The organism is Streptomyces sulfonofaciens, from assembly GCF_014656295.1.
GTDB lineage: Bacteria > Actinomycetota > Actinomycetes > Streptomycetales > Streptomycetaceae > Streptomyces > Streptomyces sulfonofaciens.
On record NZ_BNCD01000016.1, the window covers coordinates 155,018 to 172,993 of the forward strand.

Here is a 17,976-nt window from a genome sequence, read left to right on the forward strand (position 1 = left end):
CGCGTATGCGTCGTGCCGCCGTCGTCGTTTCCGCCGGCACCATGGCCGTTGCGCTGGCCGCCTGCGGCAGCGCCAAGGAGTCCGGCGGCGACACCGCCAAGAGCGACAGCGCCAAGAAGGGCGACGCGCTGACCATCGGTCTGCTCCTTCCGGAGAACCAGACCGCGCGGTACGAGAAGTTCGACAAGCCGATGATCGAGAAGAAGGTCAGCGAGCTGACGCACGGCAAGGCCACGGTGAAGTACGCCAACGCCAAGCAGGACGCCAGCACCCAGAACCAGCAGGCCGACACCATGATCACCAACAAGGTGGACGTCCTGATCGTGGACGCGGTGGACTCCAAGGCCATAGCCAGCTCGGTCCAGAAGGCCCACGACGCCGGCATCCCGGTGGTCGCCTACGACCGCCTGGCCGAGGGCCCCATCAGCGCCTACACCTCCTTCGACAACGTGGCGGTCGGCAAGGTGCAGGGCCAGGCCCTGCTGAAGGCGCTGGGCGGCAAGGCCAAGTCCGGCAAGGTCGTCATGGTGAACGGCTCCGCCACCGACCCGAACGCCGCCCAGTTCAAGCAGGGCGCGCACTCGGTGCTGGACGGCAAGGTCGACATCGCCAAGGAGTACGACACCCCGGACTGGAACGCGCAGAAGGCGAACGCCGAGGTCGAGGGTGCTCTCACCGCGCTCGGCAAGAACAAGGTCATCGGCGTCTACTCCGCCAACGACGGCATGGCCGGCGGTGTCATCACCGCCCTGCAGAGCGCGGGCCTGTCCAAGCTGCCGCCGGTCACCGGCCAGGACGCCGAGATCAACGGCGTGCAGCGCATCGTCGCCGGCACCCAGTACATGAGCGTCTACAAGTCCTACCCGCAGGAGGCGTCCATCGCCGCGCAGATGGCGGTGGCGCTGGGCAAGGGGCAGAAGCTGGACTCCATCGCCGAGACGAAGGTCGACAGCCCGACCGAGAAGGACGTGCCGAGCACGATCGTCCCGGTGGTCTCGCTGACCCAGGACAACATCAAGCAGACCGTGATCAAGGACGGCATCTACACCGTCAACGAGATCTGCACCCCCAAGTACAAGGCCGCGTGCGACAAGATCGGTCTGAAGTAGACCGGGACGGTCGTCCACCGGCCGAGCGGACCAGCGGCCCCCGGTCCACCGGGGCGGTTGAAAGACCTGTCCGGCGTCCCGCCACCAACGCCCCGCCGCTTCGGCGGGGCGCCGGACAGAACCAGCCGCCTCGCGCCCCGGGCCCGCACGGCTGCCCGGCGTACGGCCCCCGCCCTGCGGCAGGCCCTTCCTGCCGCTCCGGCACCCCCGATCCAGCGTGCCCACCGGGCCCGCTGGATCGTCCAGGTGTCTTCCCCCTGCTCAACCTCCGCGCCCCACCCCCGGGCGCGGCATCCCCGCCGGTCAGGCGGCGAAGGAGATGGTTCACGTGTCCGCTACGCCCGTGTTGGCGTTGCGCGGGGTCTCCAAGCGGTTCGGTGCCGTCCAGGCGCTCACCGACGTAGAGCTTGAGGTCCACGCCGGTGAGGTGGTCGCCCTGGTGGGCGACAACGGCGCCGGAAAATCCACACTGGTCAAGACCATTGCCGGTGTGCACCCCATCGATGACGGCAGCATCGAGTGGGAAGGCCGGTCCGTCCAGATCGACAAGCCGCACGACGCCCAGCACCTGGGCATCGCGACCGTCTACCAGGACCTCGCGCTGTGCGACAACATCGACGTGGTCGGCAACCTCTTCCTCGGCCGGGAGCTGAAGAGGCGCGGCGTGCTCAACGAGGTGGAGATGGAGCGCCGCTCCCGCGAGCTCCTGAACACCCTGTCCATCCGCATACCCAGCGTCCGGATACCGATCGCCTCGCTCTCCGGCGGTCAGCGCCAGACGGTGGCCATCGCCCGCTCCATGCTGGGCGAGCCCAAGCTGGTCATCCTCGACGAGCCCACCGCGGCCCTCGGCGTCGAGCAGACCGCGCAGGTCCTCGACCTGGTGGAGCGGCTGCGCGAGCGCGGCCTCGCGGTGATGCTCATCAGCCACAACATGGCCGATGTCAAGGCCGTCGCCGACAAGGTCGCCGTACTCAGGCTGGGCCGCAACAACGGCGTCTTCGACGTCAAGTCGACCTCGCAGGAAGAGATCATCTCCGCCATCACGGGCGCCACGGACAACGCCGTGACCCGTCGTGCGGCGCGCCACGGGGAGGCTCAGAAGTGAGCACAGAAAAGACCACGACCACCGTTGCCCCCAGCGCCGAGAACCCGGAGGCCGCCGCAGCCGCGGCGCCCGTGGTCGACCCGCGGCTGCTGGTGCGCGAGCAGGGCTTCGCCGGCTACATCGGCGAGTTCAAGCGCCGGATGCGCGCGGGTGACCTGGGCTCCGTCCCGGTCATCGTCGGCCTGATCGTCATCTGGGCGATCTTCTCCAGCATCAACTCCCGGTTCCTCACCGCGGAGAACCTGAGCAACATCTCCGTCGCCATGGTCGGCACCGGCATGATCGCGGTCGGTATCGTCTTCGTGCTGCTGCTCGGTGAGATCGACCTGTCGGTCGGCTCCGTCAGCGGTGTCGCGGGAGCCTTCTCCGCCGTGCTCGCGGTCAACCACGGCCAGTCGGAGTGGGTGGCGCTGATCGCCGCCATCGTCACCGGCATCGTGATCGGCATCATCCACGGCTTCTTCTTCGCCCGGATCGGTGCGCCCGCATTCGCCGTCACCCTGGCCGGTCTGCTGTTCTGGCAGGGCCTGATGCTCCAGATCCTCGGTGACGACGGCACCATCAACCTCGACAACGACGGCCTCATCGCGCATCTGACCTCGTACTACTTCTCGGACGTGGCCGCCGCCTACGGTCTCGCCCTGGTCGCCGTCGTGGTCTTCTTCCTGTCGTCCTTCCTCGACTCCAGGCGCCGGCACGCCGCGGGTGTGCCGTCCAGGCCGCTCAGCGACATCGTGCTGCGGACCGCGGTGCTCGCCGTCGTCGCCTTCGCCGCGGCGATCATGTTCAACCAGTACAAGGGCCTGCCCCTGGCGCTGGTCATCTTCCTGGCCGTGCTGGTGCTGACGGACTTCACGCTGCGGCGCACCTCCTACGGGCGGAAGGTGTTCGCGCTCGGTGGCAGCGTGGAGGCGTCCCGCAGGGCCGGCATCAACGTCATCAGGGTGCGGATCTCGGTCTACGCCATCGCCGGCGGCTTCGCGGCCCTCGGCGGCCTCTTCCTGGCCTCCAAGATCCAGGCGGCCAACCAGGGTGCGGGCACCGGTGACCTGCTGATGAACGCCATCGCGGCGGCCGTCATCGGCGGCACCAGCCTGTTCGGCGGCCGGGGCCGCACCTGGAACGCACTGCTCGGTGTGATGGTGATCACCTCGATCCAGTACGGCCTGGCCCTGCAGGGCATCGCCACCCCGATCCAGTACATGATCACCGGCGCGGTGCTGCTCGCCACGGTCTGCATCGACTCGATCACCCGCAGGACCCAGCGCACCGCGGGCCGCGCCTGACGGCCTGGTCCCGTACCGCGAGTGCCCCCGGGTGCCCCGCGCCGGCCGCCGGCGCGGGGCACCCGTGCGTACGGGCGGCGGCAGCGGGGCGCGGACGGTGTGCCGGGCACCGCGGCCTGGGGCGCGGCCGGCAGGGCACGGCCCGGGCGCGACGGTCCGGGCCGCGACATTAGACTCGGGCCAGCCCGGAAAGCTCGAACCGCCCTACGCAAGGAGGCACCGGTGCCGCTGCTCGCCCGCATCAGGGGACCACGTGATCTGGACGCGCTCAGCCCGGAGCAGTTGGACCGACTGGCCGCCGAGATCCGTACCTTCCTCGTCGACGCGGTGGCCAAGACCGGCGGCCACCTGGGCCCCAACCTGGGCGTCGTCGAGCTCACCCTCGCGCTGCACCGCGTCTTCGAGTCCCCGAAGGACCGGGTGCTCTTCGACACCGGCCACCAGTCCTACGTGCACAAGCTCCTCACCGGCCGTCAGGACTTCTCCGCGCTGCGCGCCAAGGGCGGCCTGTCCGGCTACCCGTCCCGCGCCGAGTCCGAGCACGACGTCATCGAGAACTCCCACGCCTCCACCGTGCTGGGCTGGGCGGACGGCCTCGCCAAGGCCAACCAGGTGCTGGGCCGCGCCGACCACGTGGTCGCCGTGATCGGCGACGGCGCGCTGACCGGCGGCATGGCCTGGGAGGCGCTGAACAACATCGCCGCCGCCAAGGACAGGCCCCTGGTCATCGTCGTCAACGACAACGAACGCTCCTACGCGCCCACCATCGGCGGCCTGGCCAACCACCTCGCCACCCTGCGCACCACCGACGGCTACGAGCGCTTCCTGGCCCGCGGCAAGGACCTCCTGGAGCGCACGCCCGTCGTCGGCAGGCCCCTGTACGACACGCTGCACGGCGCCAAGAAGGGCCTGAAGGACTTCATCGCGCCGCAGGGCATGTTCGAGGACCTGGGGCTCAAGTACCTCGGTCCGATCGACGGCCACGACATCGAGGCACTGGAGTCCGCGCTGGCCCGCGCCAAGCGCTTCGGCGGCCCGGTCATCGTGCACTGCCTCACCCAGAAGGGCCGCGGCTACCAGCCCGCCGAACAGGACGAGGCCGACCGCTTCCACGGCATCGGACCGATCCACCCGGACACCGGCCTGCCGCTGGCCGCCGCGGGCACCGACTGGACCTCCGTGTTCGGCGAGGAGATGGTCAAGCTCGGCCGGGAGCGCGAGGACATCGTGGCGATCACCGCGGCCATGCTCCAGCCGGTCGGCCTGAAGAGGTTCGCCGAGGAGTTCCCGGACCGGATCTACGACGTCGGCATCGCCGAGCAGCACGCCGCGGTGTCCGCCGCCGGCCTGGCCACCGGCGGCCTGCACCCCGTCTTCGCGGTCTACGCCACCTTCCTCAACCGCGCCTTCGACCAGTTGCTCATGGACGTCGCGCTGCACCGGTGCGGCGTCACGTTCGTACTGGACCGGGCCGGGATCACCGGTACCGACGGTGCCTCGCACAACGGCATGTGGGACCTGTCGATCCTGCAGTGCGTACCGGGCCTGCGCATCGCGGCGCCGCGCGACGCCGACCAGGTCAGGCTCCAACTGAGGGAGGCCGTCGACGTCGACGACGCGCCGACCGTCGTGCGCTACTCGAAGGGCGCCGTGGGACCCGCGGTCGAGGCCGTGGGCACCGTCGGGGGCATGGACGTGCTGCGCGCGGCCGGCACCGACCACCCGGACGTCCTGCTGGTGTCCGTGGGCGCGCTCGCACCCATGTGCCTGGAGATCGCCTCGCTCCTCGACCGGCAGGGCATCTCCACCACGGTCGTCGACCCGCGCTGGGTCAAGCCCGTCGACGAGGCCATGGCCCCGCTCGCCGAGCGGCACCGCGTGGTCGTCACCGTCGAGGACAACTCCCGCGTCGGCGGTGTCGGCACCGCGATCGCGCAGGCGCTGCGGGACGCCGGCGTCGATCTGCCGCTGCGCGACTTCGGCATCCCGCCGCGCTTCCTGCACCATGCCTCCCGCAAGGAGGTGATGGCGGAGATCGGGCTGACCGCGCCCGACATCGCCCGCCAGGTCACCGGCCTGGTCGCCCGGCTCGACGGTGCCACCGCCGAGGTCGTGCAGACCGCCAGGGACTGACGCCGGACCGCCAGGGACTGACGCCCCCTGCCCGGACCCTCGCGGGCCCGCCGCCCTTCGGGTGGCGGGCCCGGCGGCCGCGTATGGGAACCCGGGCGCCGGGGCAACGAGGCTGCATGAGTGCGCCCGGAAGTCCTCGCACGCGGGCGCCCGCCGGCCGGGACGAAGGACCACGTGACGCCCCGCGCCGGGCCCGGCGGCCTGGGAGGTACCGTCCGTGAGCAATGCCCTCTTCCGGACGAAGTCGGTCGAACAGTGCATCAAGGATACCGAGCGGCCGGAGCGCGGCCTCAGGAAGTCCCTCTCCGCACTGGATCTGACGGTCTTCGGGGTCGGAGTGATCATCGGCACCGGCATCTTCGTGCTCACGGGCAAGGTCGCCAAGGAGAACGCCGGGCCCTCGACCGCGCTGGCCTTCGTGGTCGCCGGCCTGGCCTGCGGACTCGCGGCGCTGTGCTACGCGGAGTTCGCCTCGACGGTGCCGGTGGCCGGGTCCGCCTACACCTTCGCGTACGCCTCACTCGGCGAGTTCCCGGCCTGGGTGATCGGCTGGGACCTGGTCCTGGAACTGGCCCTTGCCTGTGCGGTGGTCGCCGTCGGCTGGTCGGGCTATCTGCGCTCGCTGATGGACAGCGCGGGGATCCCCGTGCCGCAGCAGCTCAGCGGGTCGAGCGGCGGCCGCTTCGGCTTCGACCTGCCGGCCGCCGTCCTGGTGCTCGTCATCACCGCCGTCCTGATCGCCGGGACGAAGCTCTCCTCACGGGTCACCGGCGTCATCGTGGCCGTCAAGGTGACCGTGGTGCTGCTGGTCATCGGGGTGGGCGCCTTCCACGTCACCGGTGCGCACTACCACCCGTTCATCCCGCCCGCCCAGGACGTCGGCGGCGGCTCGGGCCTCAACGCGCCGCTCATCCAGTTGATGTCCGGCTACACCCCGTCCAACTTCGGGGTGATGGGCGTCTTCACGGCCGCGGCCGTGGTCTTCTTCGCCTTCATCGGGTTCGACGTCGTGGCGACCACCGCGGAGGAGACCCGGGTCCCGCAGCGCGACATGCCCCGCGGCATCATCGGCTCCCTGATCATCTGCACGGTGCTGTACGTGGCCGTGTCGCTGGTCGTCACCGGTATGCAGAAGTACACCCGGCTGTCCACCGACGCCCCTCTCGCGGACGCCTTCAAGGCGGTCCACCACCCGTTCTGGGCCGGTGTCATCAGCTTCGGGGCCGCCGTCGGGCTGACCTCCGTCTGCCTGATCCTGCTGCTCGGCCAGACCCGCGTGTTCTTCGCGATGAGCCGTGACGGGCTGCTGCCGCCCGCCTTCTCCCGTGTGCACCCGCGCTTCGGCACGCCCTACCGCACGACCGTGCTGCTCGGCTTGATCGTGGCGGTCGTGGCCGGGTTCACCTCGATCGACGAACTTGCCGAACTGGTCAACATCGGCACCCTCTTCGCCTTCGTGGTGGTCGCCCTCGGCGTGCTGCTCCTGCGCAGGCGGCGGCCCGACCTGCCGCGCGCCTTCCGCACCCCGCTGGTGCCACTGGTACCCGTGCTGTCGTTGCTGGCGTCCCTCTGGCTGATGCTCAACCTCAGCGCCGAGACCTGGCTGCGGTTCGCCGTCTGGATGGCGGCCGGCCTGGTGGTGTACGCCGCTTACGGCCGCCTGCACAGCAGACTGCGCCCCGACCGGCACTCCCGTCCCTCCGCCCGGCCCCCCGGCCCCGTGTGACACGGGACGGGAGCAGGCGCCGGCACGGGACTACGAGGCGCCTTCCCCGTACACCGTGCGCGGTCCGGCCGTCCGCGCGCCCAGCTCCCGCACCCGGCGGCGCAGCTCGCGGTCGGCCGTGACCACCAGGACGGGCCGGCCCCCGGCGGCCGCGGCCAGCTCGACGATCCTGTCGTCGCCGCTGCCGGCCGCCTCCTCCACCCGCACCCCGGGCACCGACGGCACACCCCGCGCCGCGCCCTCCACCACCAGCACCACCTCCGGCGCCCCCGGCAGGTCGGGCAGGCCCCGTTCGGCGAGCGGCACCAGGCGGTCCCGCAACCGTCCGGCCGCGGCGCGCCGGTCGCGCCACCAGCCGTCGGGCACCGAGCCCACCACATTGGCGGCGTCGACGACGAGCAGGGGTTTCGGCGCCGTCATCGGGCCACCGCCTTTCTGGGGAACGCGCCGGGCCGGGGCCGCGGGCTCGGCGGGGCGGCGGCCGCCGGTCACGGGCGACGGGCCGCGCCGGAAGGGTGCTCCGGCACGGCCCGTACCCGTGGGGGGTGGTGCGGGAGGGTCCTGCGCGAGTGCTACGCGGGCACGCTGGCGACGCCGGGAGCCAGGAACCGCTTGCCGGTCACCCGCTCGCTGACGCCCTCGCGGTCCAGGTACGGGGTGAGCCCGCCGAGGTGGAAGGGCCAGCCGGCGCCGGTGATCAGGCACAGGTCGATGTCCTCGGCCTCGGCGACCACGCCCTCGTCCAGCATCAGGCGGATCTCCCCGGCCACCGCGTCCAGTACCCGGGTGCGGGTCTGCTCCTCGGTGAGCCGCGTGTCGCCCTGCCTCAGCAGCGCGGCGACCTCCGGGTCGAGTTCCGGCTTCCCGCCCTCGTACACGTAGAAGCCGCGCTTGCCGGCCTCGACCACGGCCTTCAGGTTGGGGGAGACCCTGAAGCGGTCGGGGAAGGCGGCGTGCAGGGTCTCGGAGACGTGCAGCCCGATCGCCGGACCGACCAGTTCAAGCAGCACCAGCGGGGACATCGGCAGGCCCAGCGGCTCGACCGCGCGCTCGGCGACGTCCACGGGGGTGCCGTCGTCGATGACGTTCTGGATCTCGCCCATGAAGCGGGTCAGGATGCGGTTGACGACGAACGCCGGGGCGTCCTTCACCAGGACCGCCGTCTTGCGCAGCTTCCTGGCCACGGCGAAGGCGGTGGCCAGCGCCGCGTCGTCGGTGCGCTCGCCGCGCACGATCTCCAGCAGCGGAAGGACCGCGACCGGGTTGAAGAAGTGGAAGCCCACCACGCGCTCGGGGTGCTTGAGCTCCGCCGCCATCTCGGAGACGGAGAGCGAGGAGGTGTTGGTGGCGAGGACGGCGTGCTCGGGTGCGACCGCCTCGACCTCGGCGAACACCCGCTGCTTGACACCCATCTCCTCGAAGACGGCCTCGATGACGAAGTCCGCGTCCGCGAAGCCCTCGGCCTTGTCCAGCACACCGGTCACCAGGGCCTTGAGGCGGTTGGCCTTGTCCTGGTTCAGCCGGCCCTTGGCGAGCAGCTTGTCGATCTCGGCGTGCACGTAGCCGACGCCCTTGTCGATGCGCTCCTGATCGATGTCGGTGAGCACCACCGGCACCTCAAGACGGCGCAGGAACAGCAGGGCGAGCTGGCTGGCCATCAGACCGGCGCCGACCACACCGACCTTGGTCACCGGCCGCGCCAGGCTCTTGTCCGGTGCGCCCGCGGGGCGCTTGGCGCGCTTCTGCACCAGGTTGAAGGCGTAGATGCCGCTGCGCAGCTCCCCGCTCATCACCAGGTCGGCCAGGGCCCGGTCCTCCGCGTCGTAGCCCTGCTGGAGGTCGCCGTCCTTGACCGAGGCGATGATGTCCAGCGCGCGGTAGGCGGCCGGGGCCGCGCCGTGCACCTTGGAGTCGGCGATCGCCCTACCGCGCTCCACCGCCTGGTCCCAGGTCTCGCCGCGGTCCACGTCGGGACGCGCGACCTCCAGCTCACCGGTCAGCACGGCGGCCGTCCACAGCAGCGACTGCTCCAGGAAGTCCTGGCTGTCGAAGAGGGCGTCCGCGATCCCGAGTGCGAAGACGTCGGGGCCCTTGAGCTGCTTGTTCTGGTTGAGGGAGTTCTCGACGATCACCGAGACCGCGCGGTCGGCGCCGATCAGGTTCGGCAGCAGGGTGCAGCCGCCCCAGCCCGGCACCAGGCCCAGGAAGACCTCCGGGAAGGAGAACGCGGGCAGCGCGCTGGAGACGGTGCGGTAGGTGCAGTGCAGGCCGACCTCGGCGCCGCCGCCCATCGCCGCGCCGTTGTAGTAGGCGAAGGTCGGTACGGCCAGGTGCGCGAGGCGCTTGAAGACCTCGTGGCCGCCCTTGCCGATGGCGAGCGCGTCCCCGCGGTCCTTCAGCAGTTCCAGGCCCTTGAGGTCGGCGCCGACGGCGAAGATGAACGGCTTGCCGGTGAGGCCGACACCGGTGATGGAGCCCTCGGCGGCCTCCTTCTCCACCTCGTCGAGGGCGGCGTCGAGGTTCGCCAGCGACTGCGGCCCGAACGTGGTGGGCTTCGTGTGGTCGAAGCCGTTGTCGAGGGTGATGAGCGCGAAGCGGCCCGCGCCTTTCGGCAGGTCCAGGTGGCGGATGTGCGCCTTGGTGACCACCTCGTCGGGGAACAGCTCGGCGGCGCCCCTCAGCAGCTCGGCGGTGGTGGTGCTCACTTGGTGCCTCCGGCGTCGGTGAAGTGCGGGTTCTCCCAGATGACCGTGGCGCCCATGCCGAAGCCGACGCACATGGTGGTCAGGCCGTAGCGGACCTGCGGCTGCTCCTCGAACTGGCGGGCGAGCTGGGTCATCAGCCGTACGCCGGAGGAGGCCAGCGGGTGGCCGAAGGCGATGGCGCCGCCGTACTGGTTGACGCGGGGGTCGTCGTCGTCGATGCCGTAGTGGTCGAGGAAGGCCAGCACCTGCACGGCGAACGCCTCGTTGACCTCGAAGAGGCCGATGTCGGAGATGTCCAGGCCGGCCTTGGCGAGCGCCTTCTCGGTGGCCGGGATGGGACCGTAGCCCATCACCTCGGGCTCCACACCGGCGAACGCGTAGGTGACCAGCCGCATCCTGACCGGCAGGCCCTGTTCACGTGCGAAGTCCTCGGAGGCGATGAGCGAGGCGGTGGCGCCGTCGTTGAGCCCGGCGGCGTTGCCGGCCGTGACCCGGCCGTGCACACGGAAGGGCGTCTTGAGGCCCGCGAGCTGCTCCAGCGTGGTGCCCGGCCGCATCGGCTCGTCGGCGGTGACCAGGCCCCAGCCCTTCTCGCCGCCCTCCTCGGTGGTGCGGCGCACCGCGATCGGCACCAGGTCCTGCTGGATCAGGCCGTTGGCGTACGCCTTCGCGGCCTTCTCCTGCGAGCGCACCGCGTAGGCGTCGGCGCGCTCCTTGGTGAGGTGCGGGAAGCGGTCGTGCAGGTTCTCGGCGGTCATCCCCATGAAGAGCGCGGACTCGTCGACGAGCTTCTCGCTGACGAACCGGGGGTTGGGGTCGACGGCCTCGCCCATCGGGTGGCGCCCCATGTGCTCCACCCCGCCCGCCACGACGACGTCGTACGCGCCGAACGCGATGGACCCGGCGGTACTGGTGACGGCGGTGAGCGCGCCCGCGCACATCCGGTCGATGGCGTAGCCGGGTACCGACTGCGGAAGACCGGCGAGGATGCCCGCGGTACGCCCGATGGTCAGGCCCTGGTCGCCGATCTGGGTGGTCGCGGCGACGGCCACGTCGTCGATGCGGGCCGTATCGAGGGACGGGTTGCGGCGCAGCAGCTCCCGGATGGCCTTCACCACGAGATCGTCGGCACGAGTTTCGTGGTAGATGCCCTTCGGGCCCGCCTTGCCGAACGGGGTGCGGACGCCGTCGACGAAGACGACGTCCCTGACGGTACGAGGCACGATGGCTCTCCTCCAGACGCGGGTGACACGGCCGCGGTGCGCTGTGCGGCAACCCTATGCTACTTACCAGTAACCATAGGGGGTAGGCCCCTTGCGAGGAGCGGTGAAGGTCACACGACGCGCGCGTGTCCCACCCCAGAGCTCCCGAGGAACGACCGCCGCGCCCGGCCGCCCCGACCCGCTTCCACCAGGGGCGCGGGCAACCGCGCGACCGGCCGGGCGATGCCCGGGGCCCGTCACCGCGCGGGGCTGGCAGCCTCGACCGCACCGGGCCGCCGGCGCGAGCTCCTGCCGGGGGCGGAGCCCCGCTCGAAGGGGGGCGCGGGGAACCGCGCGACGAGCCGGGGCGCCACCCGAGCCAGGCCACCGCGCGGACGCGGCCCTCGCACCCCCGGCCGCAGGCCGACGAAGGGGGCCGGCCGGGGGCCGGCAGGCCGCGGCCCGCCGCACAGGGCCCTCACTGCCCCAGCGCACGCACCAGCACCGGCGTGACCTGCTCGATCTGCCACTCCCGTGCGCCGTACCCGGCAAGGGCCGCAGCCACCGTCTCCCCCGACACCACCGCGGGCGGCTCCCAGCACACCCGGCGCACCGTGTCCGGCGTGATCAGGTTCTCCTGGGGCATGTTCAGTTGCTCGGCGAGCGCCGACACGCCGGCACGCGCGGCCGACAGCCGGGCCGCCGCGGCCGGGTCCTTGTCCGCCCAGGCGCGCGGCGGGGGCGGCCCCGCGGCGGACTGGCCGGGGCCGGGCAGTGCGGAGTCCGGCAGCGCGCGGGCCCGGTCCACGGCCGCCTGCCAGTTCTCCAACTGGCGGCGCCCCACCCGGCCGAAGCCGGGCAACTGCGCGAGGGCGGCCGTGTTCACGGGCAGTGCCAGCGCGGCCTCGACGATCGCCGCGTCACCGAGCACCTTGCCCGGTGAGACGTCGCGCCGCTGCGCGATCCGGTCGCGGGTCTGCCACAGCTCGCGCACCACGGCCAACTGGCGCCGCCGCCGCACCTTGTGCATGCCGGACGTGCGCCGCCACGGGTCCTTGCGGGGCGGAGCGGGCGGCGCCGCGGCGATCGCGGCGAACTCCTGCCGTGCCCAGTCCAGCTTGCCCTGCCTGTCCAGCTCCTTCTCCAGGCAGTCGCGCAGGTCCACCAGCAGTTCGACGTCGAGCGCGGCGTAGCGCAGCCAGGGTTCGGGCAGCGGGCGCGTCGACCAGTCGACCGCGGAGTGGCCCTTCTCCAGGACGTAGCCGAGGACGTTCTCGACCATCGCACCGAGGCCGACCCGCGGGTACCCGGCGAGCCGCCCCGCCAGCTCCGTGTCGAAGACCAGGGTGGGCACCATGCCTATTTCGCGCAGGCAGGGCAGGTCCTGGGTGGCCGCGTGCAGCACCCACTCCGCCTCGCCGATCGCCGCGCCGAGCGCGGACAGGTCGGGACAGGCCACCGGGTCGATCAGCGCGCTGCCGGCGCCGTCGCGGCGCAACTGCACCAGGTACGCGCGCTGGCCGTAGCGGTATCCGGACGCGCGTTCCGCGTCGACCGCGACGGGCCCGGTGCCCCCGGCGAAGGCGGTGACCACCGCGGCGAACGCCTCCGCGTCCGCGACCACCGGGGGGATGCCGTCCCGCGGCTCGAGCAGCGGGACCGGGGCCCCTTCGGTGGCGACGCCTTCGTCCGGAGCCTCTTTCGCGGGCGGCTCCTGCCGCGGGTCCCGGGTGGTGCGCAGTGGGCTGTCTGCTGCGGTGTCTTCGGCGTCGGTCACCTGTCAAGGGTATCCGCGGATACGCAACGCCCGCCGACGTAACGTTCCGTCGACGGGCGCGGCACCACTCGTGCCGGCGGGCGCGGGGCGCCGTGCGCCCTGGGTGCCCTCCGGTGGGCGGCGGTCAGTGGATGATGCCGGTGCGCAGGGCGACCGCGACCATGCCGGCCCGGTCCCCGGTACCGAGCTTGCGGGCGATACGGGCGAGGTGGCTCTTGACGGTCAGGGCGGACAGGCCCATGGACACGCCGATGGCCTTGTTCGACTGGCCCTCCGCAACCAGTCGAAGCACCTCCACCTCCCGGCCCGACAGCTCGCGGTAACCGCCCGGGTGGCTCGGGGCGCCCGGAGGGCGGCGGTGCATACGGGCCGCGGCGGCGCCGATCGGGGCGGCGCCGGGGCGCAGCGGGAGGCCGACGTTGGTGCGGGTGCCGGTGACGACGTAGCCCTTCACACCGCCCGCGAGGGCGTTGCGCACGGCTCCGATGTCGTCGGCGGCGGACAGGGCCAGGCCGTTGGGCCAGCCGGCGGCCCGGGTCTCGGACAGCAGCGTCAGGCCGCTGCCGTCGGGCAGGTGGACATCGGCGACGCAGATGTCCCGGGGGTTGCCGATACGGGGTCGTGCCTCCGCGATGGACGACGCCTCGATGACGTCGCGCACGCCGAGCGCCCAGAGGTGGCGGGTGACGGTGGAGCGGACACGCGGGTCGGCCACGACCACCATGGCGGTCGGCTTGTTGGGGCGGTAGGCGACCAGGCTTGCGGGCTGCTCAAGGAGAACGGACACCAGGCCTCCTGGGGTGCGGGATGGGGCCGGCTCGGGGAAGAAACCGGAGGAACCGTGCTTTCAAGGTCACAGACGTCTTCGGCAGCCCGACCGTCCGCCTTTAGGGAATGATCACGATTTGGTGAGTAATAATTCGTGCGAATCGGACACGCGGTCGATCATCCAGAGATCGAATCGGGTCGATACAAGGCCGAAACTGCGCGCATTCCTCCATCCAGCGGCACCACCATCGATTTCCGGCCATCGTTGAACGAGGGAGAGCGGGAAAAGGGGACGAACGGGGCGGGGAAGTCGCCCGGAAGGGGCGGCCCGGCCCTCGTGAGGGCCGGGCAGACGGACGGGACGGCAGGCGGACGGCGCGGCAGCGCGGGCACCGGGGCCGGGTGCGCCCGCGCGGGCCCGTCCGGGAACGGGACTGCGCGGGGAGCCGGCCCGCATCGCGGGCGCAACGCCCGCCCCGGCGACGGGGCCCTGCCCGGGGGCACGGCGGCGACCGGCGCCCGGGAACGCCGGCGGGCCCGCCGAAGGGCGGCCGGGACCGCTCAGGACCTGCCGGGACCGCTCAGGACGTGCCCGGACCGCTCAGGACGTGCGCGGGCCCCTGCGCTGCGGCAGCGACACCACCGAGGTGTCCCCGGGACCGATCGGCGGCAGGCCGCCGATCTGGCAGAGCAGGTCGCACCAGGCCGCGAGGTGCGCCGCCGTGTCCGGCGCGCCGCCGGGGCCCTCACGCGGCGTCCAGGAGGCGCGGATCTCGATCTGGGAGGTGGCGGGACGCTCCGCCAGCCCGCCGAAGTGGTGCGAGCTGGCCCGGGTGACGGTGCCGCTCGGCTCGCCGTACCCGAGCCCGCGGCTCTGCAGTGCGCCGGTCAGCCAGGTCCAGCACACCTCGGGCAGCAGCGGGTCGACCGCCATCTCCGGCTCCAGCTCCGCACGGACCAGCGTGACGAGGCGGAACGCCCCGTGCCAGCCCTCGTGCCCGTCCGGATCGTGGAGCAGCACCAGGCGCCCGTCCGCCAGGTCGTCGTCGCCGCCGTCGACGACCGCGGCCTCCAGCGCGTACGAGAACGGTGCGAGCCGGCGCGGCGCGCGCACCGGTTCGATCTCCACACCGGGCCGCAGCAGCGCCGACAGCAGCCCGTCGACGGCCGTGCGGAAGGGCGCCGGGACGGGATCCGCCGCCTCCAGTGGTGCCTGTTGTGTTCCGCCCGTGTCGTTGTCCGTCCCGTTCGTTCCGTCGGCGCCGTCCGACAGTCGTCCCTGAGCCGCAGCCATGCGGGGAAGATTAAGGGGAACCGGGCCCCGGTGCAGGGAGAGACACCCTGCGGCGCGCGGGCTGTCCGGATCGCGTCGTCCACCGCGTGCGAGACTTTGCCCTGTGAGTGCCAACGACCTTCCCCACGCTCCCCACCCCGCGCCCGCCGGCGGGCCGTCCGTCCACCGGGGCGTCAAGGACGACGTCAAGCCGGACGTCAAGGGGGGGCCCGGGGAATCCGCCTTCCTGAAGGCATGCCGCCGCGAGCCGGTGCCGCACACCCCGGTCTGGTTCATGCGGCAGGCCGGTCGCTCCCTGCCGGAGTACCGCAAGGTGCGCGAGGGCACCTCCATGCTGGAGTCGTGCACGATTCCGGAGCTGGTCACCGAGATCACCCTCCAGCCGGTGCGGCGGCACGGCGTGGATGCCGCGATCTACTTCAGCGACATCGTCGTACCGCTCAAGGCCATCGGCGTCGGCCTGGACATCAAGCCCGGCGTGGGCCCCGTGGTGGACCGGCCGATCCGCACCCGGGCCGACCTCGCCCAACTGCGGGACCTCACCCCCGAGGACGTCCCGTACGTCACCGAGGCCATCGGGATGCTCACGGCCGAGCTGGGCACCACCCCGCTCATCGGGTTCGCGGGCGCGCCGTTCACGCTGGCCAGCTATCTGGTGGAGGGCGGTCCTTCGCGCAACCACGAACGCACCAAGGCGCTCATGTACGGCGAGCCCGACCTGTGGTCCGAACTCCTCGACAGGCTCGCGCGGATCACCGCAGCCTTCCTCCGGGTGCAGATCGAGGCGGGCGCCTCGGCGGTGCAGCTCTTCGACTCCTGGGTGGGCGCCCTGGCACCGGCGGACTACCGCCGCAGCGTGCTGCCCGCCTCCTCCAAGGTCTTCGCCGCGGTCGCCGGCCACGGGGTGCCGCGCATCCACTTCGGCGTCGGCACCGGCGAACTGCTCGGCCTGCTGGCGGAGGCCGGGGCGGACGTCGTGGGCGTCGACTGGCGGGTGCCGCTGGACGAGGCGGCCCGCCGCGTCGGCCCCGGCAGGGCGCTCCAGGGGAACCTCGACCCCGCGGTGCTCTTCGCGCCGGAGGAGGCCGTGCGGGCGAAGGCGGCCGAGGTGCTGGACGCCGCGCGGGACCTGGAAGGGCACGTCTTCAACCTCGGGCACGGTGTACTGCCGACGACGGACCCCGACGCGCTGACCCGGCTGGTCGAGTTCGTCCACACCCGGACGAGCCGTTAGCCGCCCGCCCGGGCGCGGCGGCCGATCCGCCCGGTGGGCCGCGGGGGGCCGGTGCGTGGGCAGGACCGGCGCGCCGGTGCGGACGCCGACCCGGTGGCGGCCCTGCGCCGACTCGGTGGCGGCCTGACGGCGACCCGGTGGGCGACTGACGGCGACCCGGTGGCGGCCCGCCGGGCTACCCGGCCTGTACGGCCCTGGCCGCCTTCCGCGCCGCCACCAGGACCGGGTCCCACACCGGTGAGAACGGCGGTGCGTAACCCAGGTCCAGGTTCACCATCTGCTCGACGCTCAGGCCGGTGGCGAGGGCGACCGCGGCCACGTCCACCCGCTTGGCGGCCCCCTCGCGGCCGATGATCTGGACACCGAGCAGCCGCCCGGTGCGGCGTTCGGCGAGCATCTTCACCGTCATCCGGCCCGCGTCCGGGTAGTACCCGGCCCGGCTCGTCGACTCGACCGTGGCCGTCACGTACTGCCGGCCGCTCGCCCGGGCGTCCTTCTCCCGCAGCCCCGTCCGGGCGATCTCCAGATCGCAGATCTTGCTGACGGCGGTGCCGACGACGCCGGGGAAGGTGGCGTAGCCGCCGCCCACGTTGGCGCCGATGATCTGGCCGTGCTTGTTGGCGTGCGTGCCCAGCGCGATGTGGCGCTCGCGCCCCGCCACCAGGTCGAGCACCTCCACGCAGTCGCCGCCCGCCCAGATGTCCTCGTACCCGCGCACCCGCATGGAGAGGTCCGTCAGCAGTCCGCCGTGGTCGCCGATCGGCAGCCCGGCGGCGCGGGCCAGCGTGGTCTCGGGACGTACGCCGATGCCGAGCACCACGATGTCCGCCGGGTACTCGGCGTCGTCGGTGGCCACCGCGCGTGCCCGGCCGTCCTCACCGGTGAGGATCTTGGTGACCTCGGCGTCGTTGACCACCCGGATGCCCATGGCCGTCATGGCGTCGTGCACCAGGCGGCCCATGTCCGGGTCCAGGGTCGACATGGGCGCGACGGCGCTGTTGACGACGGTCACCTCGTACCCGCGGTGGAGCATCGCCTCGGCCATCTCCAGGCCGATGTAGCCGGCGCCCACGACCACCGCGCGGCGGCCCGTCGTCTTCCGCAGGGTGTCCAGCAGTGCCTGCCCGTCGTCCAGGGTCTGCACGCCGTGCACGCCGGGCGCGTCGATGCCGGGCAGCGGCGGGCGGATGGGCCGCGCGCCGGTGGCGATGACCAGGCGGTCGTAGCCGGTCCACGTCACCGTGCCCGAGTCGAGGTCGTGGCTGCGGACCCGGTGGCCGGTCAGATCGAGAGCGGTCACCTCGGTGCGCATCCGCACGTCGATCCCGCGGGCGCGGTGCTCCTCGGGCGACCGGGCGACCAGGTCCTCCAGCCCGTCGACCGTCCCGCCCACCCAGTACGGGATGCCGCAGGCGGAGAACGACGTGAACCCGCCCCGTTCGAAGGCGACGATCTCCAGCTCGTCCGGCGTCCGCATCCTGCGTGCCTGCGACGCGGCGGACATGCCCGCCGCGTCACCGCCGATGACCACCAGACGTTCTCGCTGCTTCGGTGCGCTCATGGGGGACACGCTACGGCGCGGGGGCGTTCGTCCCGCCACCTCCCCGGCCCCGCGCGCCCGGCCCACTCGCACC

The 17,976-nt window shown here is 72.4% G+C and carries 13 protein-coding genes; 6 read left to right on the plus strand and 7 right to left on the minus strand.

Translation table 11 applies throughout. The features are described from left to right. The first annotated feature begins 5 nt into the window (after window positions 1-5). From IE313_RS24680 to IE313_RS24700, 5 genes are all read left to right on the plus strand, one after another. Window positions 6-1,109 carry an ABC transporter substrate-binding protein gene (locus IE313_RS24680; RefSeq protein WP_189935908.1) on the plus strand — a complete coding sequence of 368 codons (1,104 nt, stop codon included), beginning with the start codon at window positions 6-8 and terminating at the stop codon, window positions 1,107-1,109. 319 nt (window positions 1,110-1,428) lie between these two features. Further along, window positions 1,429-2,217, plus strand: coding sequence for an ATP-binding cassette domain-containing protein (locus IE313_RS24685; RefSeq protein WP_189935857.1), 789 nt, complete (start codon window positions 1,429-1,431; stop codon window positions 2,215-2,217). Next, window positions 2,214-3,503 (plus strand): sugar ABC transporter permease, encoded by a 1,290-nt coding sequence (locus IE313_RS24690; RefSeq protein ID WP_189935858.1) that lies wholly within the window; start codon window positions 2,214-2,216, stop codon window positions 3,501-3,503. The genes IE313_RS24685 and IE313_RS24690 overlap by 4 nt, the downstream gene beginning before the upstream one ends. 222 nt (window positions 3,504-3,725) lie before the next feature. After that, window positions 3,726-5,636, plus strand: coding sequence for a 1-deoxy-D-xylulose-5-phosphate synthase (gene dxs / locus IE313_RS24695; RefSeq protein ID WP_189935860.1), 1,911 nt, complete (start codon window positions 3,726-3,728; stop codon window positions 5,634-5,636). A 217-nt stretch (window positions 5,637-5,853) separates the two neighbouring features. Then, window positions 5,854-7,362, plus strand: coding sequence for an amino acid permease (locus IE313_RS24700; protein WP_189935861.1), 1,509 nt, complete (start codon window positions 5,854-5,856; stop codon window positions 7,360-7,362). A 30-nt stretch (window positions 7,363-7,392) separates the two neighbouring features. On the opposite strand, the gene IE313_RS24705 is transcribed toward IE313_RS24700, so the two are convergent. The 6 genes from IE313_RS24705 to IE313_RS24730 form a co-directional block, all read right to left on the minus strand. Next, window positions 7,393-7,782: a PIN domain-containing protein gene (locus IE313_RS24705; RefSeq protein WP_189935862.1), complete on the minus strand. Its 390-nt coding sequence runs from the start codon at window positions 7,780-7,782 to the stop codon at window positions 7,393-7,395. A 152-nt stretch (window positions 7,783-7,934) separates the two neighbouring features. Beyond that, on the minus strand, window positions 7,935-10,067 hold the full coding sequence (locus IE313_RS24710; protein ID WP_189935864.1) for a 3-hydroxyacyl-CoA dehydrogenase NAD-binding domain-containing protein: 2,133 nt from the start codon (window positions 10,065-10,067) through the stop codon (window positions 7,935-7,937). Continuing rightward, on the minus strand, window positions 10,064-11,290 hold the full coding sequence (locus IE313_RS24715; protein WP_189935865.1) for a thiolase family protein: 1,227 nt from the start codon (window positions 11,288-11,290) through the stop codon (window positions 10,064-10,066). Before IE313_RS24715 ends, IE313_RS24710 begins: the two co-directional genes overlap by 4 nt. Before the next feature lie 457 nt (window positions 11,291-11,747). Beyond that, on the minus strand, window positions 11,748-13,046 hold the full coding sequence (locus IE313_RS24720) for an HRDC domain-containing protein (RefSeq protein WP_189935866.1): 1,299 nt from the start codon (window positions 13,044-13,046) through the stop codon (window positions 11,748-11,750). A 124-nt stretch (window positions 13,047-13,170) separates the two neighbouring features. Continuing rightward, entirely contained in the window at window positions 13,171-13,833 is a 663-nt protein-coding gene (locus IE313_RS24725) for a response regulator transcription factor (protein ID WP_189935867.1), read from the minus strand. Window positions 13,834-14,415: 582 nt separating this feature from the next. After that, a complete protein-coding gene (locus tag IE313_RS24730; RefSeq protein ID WP_189935868.1) occupies window positions 14,416-15,108 on the minus strand; it encodes a DUF3000 domain-containing protein in 693 nt (230 codons plus the stop codon). Window positions 15,109-15,334: 226 nt separating this feature from the next. Here IE313_RS24730 and hemE point away from each other — a divergent pair, with 226 nt between their 5' ends. Continuing rightward, a complete protein-coding gene (gene hemE, locus IE313_RS24735; RefSeq protein WP_229924924.1) occupies window positions 15,335-16,342 on the plus strand; it encodes a uroporphyrinogen decarboxylase in 1,008 nt (335 codons plus the stop codon). 175 nt (window positions 16,343-16,517) lie between these two features. On the opposite strand, the gene IE313_RS24740 is transcribed toward hemE, so the two are convergent. After that, the gene (locus IE313_RS24740; protein WP_189935870.1) at window positions 16,518-17,903 is read right to left on the minus strand and encodes an FAD-dependent oxidoreductase; all 1,386 of its coding nucleotides are present in this window, start codon (window positions 17,901-17,903) and stop codon (window positions 16,518-16,520) included. Window positions 17,904-17,976: the final 73 nt, after the last annotated feature.

What these genes read in the sequence shown, in the direction of transcription:
- IE313_RS24740 (WP_189935870.1), bottom strand. Translation starts at nt 17,903, where the DNA reads ATGAGCGCACCGAAGCAGCGAGAACGTCTGGTGGTCATCGGCGGTGAC.
- IE313_RS24685 (WP_189935857.1), top strand. Translation starts at nt 1,429, where the DNA reads ATGGTTCACGTGTCCGCTACGCCCGTGTTGGCGTTGCGCGGGGTCTCC.
- IE313_RS24680 (WP_189935908.1), top strand. Translation starts at nt 6, where the DNA reads ATGCGTCGTGCCGCCGTCGTCGTTTCCGCCGGCACCATGGCCGTTGCG.
- IE313_RS24730 (WP_189935868.1), bottom strand. Translation starts at nt 15,108, where the DNA reads ATGGCTGCGGCTCAGGGACGACTGTCGGACGGCGCCGACGGAACGAAC.
- IE313_RS24705 (WP_189935862.1), bottom strand. Translation starts at nt 7,782, where the DNA reads ATGACGGCGCCGAAACCCCTGCTCGTCGTCGACGCCGCCAATGTGGTG.